General features: G+C 66.7%; 2 protein-coding genes and 1 pseudogene. 2 read left to right on the forward strand and 1 reads right to left on the reverse strand.

Annotation, left to right across the window (positions count from 1 at the left end; all coding sequences use genetic code 11):
* Nucleotides 1-598 precede the first annotated feature (598 nt).
* Nucleotides 599-993 (forward strand): annotated as a pseudogene (locus AB0C84_RS45630) (IS110 family transposase); the annotation flags it as partial.
* Between the two features lie 5 nt (nt 994-998).
* Here AB0C84_RS45630 and AB0C84_RS45635 read toward each other — a convergent pair.
* A complete protein-coding gene (locus tag AB0C84_RS45635; RefSeq protein WP_361079070.1) occupies nt 999-1,277 on the reverse strand; it encodes a transposase in 279 nt (92 codons plus the stop codon).
* Between the two features lie 789 nt (nt 1,278-2,066).
* Here AB0C84_RS45635 and AB0C84_RS45640 point away from each other — a divergent pair.
* The gene (locus AB0C84_RS45640; RefSeq protein ID WP_361079068.1) at nt 2,067-2,888 is read left to right on the forward strand and encodes a ParA family protein; all 822 of its coding nucleotides are present in this window, start codon (nt 2,067-2,069) and stop codon (nt 2,886-2,888) included.
* Nucleotides 2,889-3,289: the final 401 nt, after the last annotated feature.

Raw genomic sequence — 3,289 nt, forward strand, 5'->3', positions numbered from 1 at the left:
AACTTCTTTCGGCCCTGCGGCCTCCGGTCCTTCCGAATCTCGAAGTCCATCGCGACCCCTCAGCAAGGGTGTTGCGACGACCACTAGAAGGGGAGGGAGGTAGGGGAGGCGTTACTTGTGACGACGTGGGTGGTTGTCCTGACCAGGCAAGGCCGGAACGTTCCCCGAACGCGAGCCGCCCGCGGCCCCCTCACCACCTCCTCAGCGCGGAGGAGGATCATGCAAGAGCACGAGCGGCCCACCTGGAACAACATCGTCGGCTGCGCGCTCGAGGGAGCTGGACATCGCCTGCAACGGCCTGACCGAGGCCGCCAGCTGCCCCGAGATCATCATCAGCGTGGACGAGGGCGCCGAGGTGCCCCGTTACCGTTTTCACGTCCCCGCCATGGTGGGGAGCCAGGTCACCCGGCCCGGCATGACTCAAGCCCCCTGTCGCACGGATGATCCGGGTGTTGTCACCGGGCCCGGGTGGCGTCGGTAGACCACTTACACGGACAAGGTAACCTTCTGTGACGAGGTCATCGTCTCGCCGTAACGTCGATGCCGGCAGCCGTCGCCAGGACTTGTGACCTGGCCAGATACCCCGATCGTGGTAAACGTGAGCGTCGGGTACGCGGTGTTCCTGGGGTTGGACTTCGGCAAAGGCGAACATCACGCCTGCGCCTTGAACCCCTCCGGCAGGAAACTGCACGACAAGCCCCCTGCCCAACGACGAACAGCGGCTGCGCGCCCTGTTCACCCAGCTCAGCAGACACGGCCGCGTACTGGTGGTGGTCGACCAACCCGCCTCGATCGGCGCACTGCCCGCCGCCGTCGCCCGTGACGAGGGCTGCCAGGTCGCCTACCTGCCGGCCTGACCATGCGGCGCCTGGCCGACCTGCACCCCGGCACCGCCAAGACCGACGCCCGTGACGCCTACATCATCGTCGACGCCCCGCCCTGGAGATGGCTCTGAGCCCCAGGTTGCACCACCCTGCAGCCCTGGAGTTGCTGATCGCCTACGGTGGCGCGGACGGGCTGCGCGCTGCCACTGCCGACGAGCTCCTGACCATCGCCAAGCCACTGGCCCCGCGCATGGCCGGGCGCCTAGTCGATGCCAGGCCGCCCTGGACGCCCAGACCGTCGTCGGCGTGGTCGCCGTGGGCGGCGAGCAGCTCGACCAGTGCCTGCCAGCCTGCGACGTCGTCGCTGATGCGGCGGCGCGCGAGAAGTTTTCCATCGGAGTCCAGCAGAGCGACATCGTGGTGTTTCTCTGCCCAGTCGATCCCGCATGTCACCTTCAACCGCCGTACTCCTTTTCAAGGGGTTGGTGCAGCTCAGAGCCGTGCAGGGGCACGCCACCCCCTAATGAGAGAGCTCGACGGCTCGACATCCGATCAGCAGTTCGTGGCCCCAGCCCGCCACAGGGGCCACGCTCTTCGGTAAGGGCTCGAGGCCCTGGTCAAGCGGGCGGTGTTCCCTGTGGTCGGCTCAAAACACGATCCTGCCGAGGGCGTCGACCCGATGGGTGGTGATCGAGAGGTGCCGGCCCGCGGCTGCCTATGGGGAGGACTTCAGTCCAGGGACACCCGAGACGTCTCCCGGCACCCATCGATCACCACCACCCATCGCTCATCCCGATCCCGCACTGCCTGCAAGGAAAGAGGTCAAGCGCCTCAGGGTCCACATAGGCATCCGATCGAGAAGAGCCGCAGGGAACGAAACCCCACGAGAGTCATTAGGGACACACCCCCCCGCCAACCGCGACCACCTCACCCGCCAGGTCCGCGACGGCTTGGAGGAAATCCAGCGGATCGCCGCAACGAGGGCGTCAACGTCATCATCTCCTCGCTTCGCCCCACCCAGGACATGATCACCCCCGCGATCCTCAAGCAGTCGGCGATCAAGGTCGCGCTGTTCGGGCTGCCCCTCACATCGGCCAGCGCCCCCACCTGCCCCCAGTGCGGGCGCCCCACCGCTGGCCGCCCCTCAAAACGGCCTGTCCGGTTCCGAGGCCGCCGTTTGGCTTCCTCCCCTCCCTCTCCTGTCACCTGGCCACCAAAGTTCCAAGGTGGCAAGGTTCCCGCATGGTCAAACCTCGTGTTCGTTCCACGACCAAGCGGGTTGCGTTGATCAACCAGAAGGGCGGTGTGGGCAAGACGACAACGACCGTCTACACCGCCGAGGCCGCCGCCGAACTCGGCGCCCGGGTTCTGGTCATCGACATGGACCCGCAAGCCAACCTCACCGGCGTGATGCAGCCGGCCGCAGTCAAGTACACCGTCAACGACCTGCTGATGCCAGACCCGGCCACGCTGGAGGTCGTGGCCGGCAGCATCGGCAGCGTGATCCGCCCGGCGGGGCAGCAGTGGCCCGGCGTGTTCGTCGTGGCGGCCGATCCCGCCCAGGCCGCCCGCGAGGACGACTACCGCGCGCACGGCCGGGCGGTCCGCCTGCGGACGGTGGCCGAAGGGCTCGACCAGATCGGGTTCGACCTGGTGCTCATCGACTGCCCGCCCTCGCTGGGCCTGCTCACCGTCAACGCCCTGACCGCGGTCGGCTCAGCACTGGTGGTCGCCGAACCGGTGCTGTTCTCCGTCGAAGGCGTCCACCAGGTCCTGAAAACCCTCCACACCGTCCAACGGCACTACCACCCCGACCTCGGTGTCGAGGGCATCGTGGTCAATCAGTACCTCAAGGCCGGCGCCGAAGGCCACACAGAATCCAAAAGCCGCCTGGCCGAACTCCGCAACGCCTACCCCGTTCTGGTCTGGGACACCGTCATCGACGACATCGAGATTATCCGCAAGGCGACCGGCGCCCGCGCACCCCTGACCACCTACGGCGCCGAAGGCAAAACCGCCGCCGCCGGATTCCGCGCGGTGGCCGAACGGCTGCTGAACAACTGACCAGCACTTGACCGGCAAGGAGACACTCGCCGCCTTGCCCAAGCCCGACAGCGGCGCCCACCACACAACTCGACGACGAACTGGGCTTCCCCGTCACCGCACTCGGATCCAAGGAACCAAAGAACCAAGGAACCCCGCCGCCAAGCCTCCAAAAGCCCAAGCTCGGCGCCGGCGTGCCCGCCGACCTCAAACACCGCTTCAACTAACCGCCGCCGAAGACCGCACCCAAAAGGTTCCAGCCCCAACCTCAGCTCCGCGAACCTGGTTTTCGTCGCAGCGTACGCGTCGACGAAACGGGCCAGCACGGCTAGATCGTTGATGGGAAATATCGGTGTTGGTCAGTGGTCGTAGGCGATCAGGGAGCGTTTGACGGGTGCGTCGATGAGCCAGTTGTGCCAGAT

It is taken from the genome of Actinomadura sp. NPDC048955, from assembly GCF_040649435.1.
In the GTDB taxonomy this organism is placed as follows: Bacteria; Actinomycetota; Actinomycetes; order Streptosporangiales; family Streptosporangiaceae; genus Spirillospora; species Spirillospora luteofluorescens.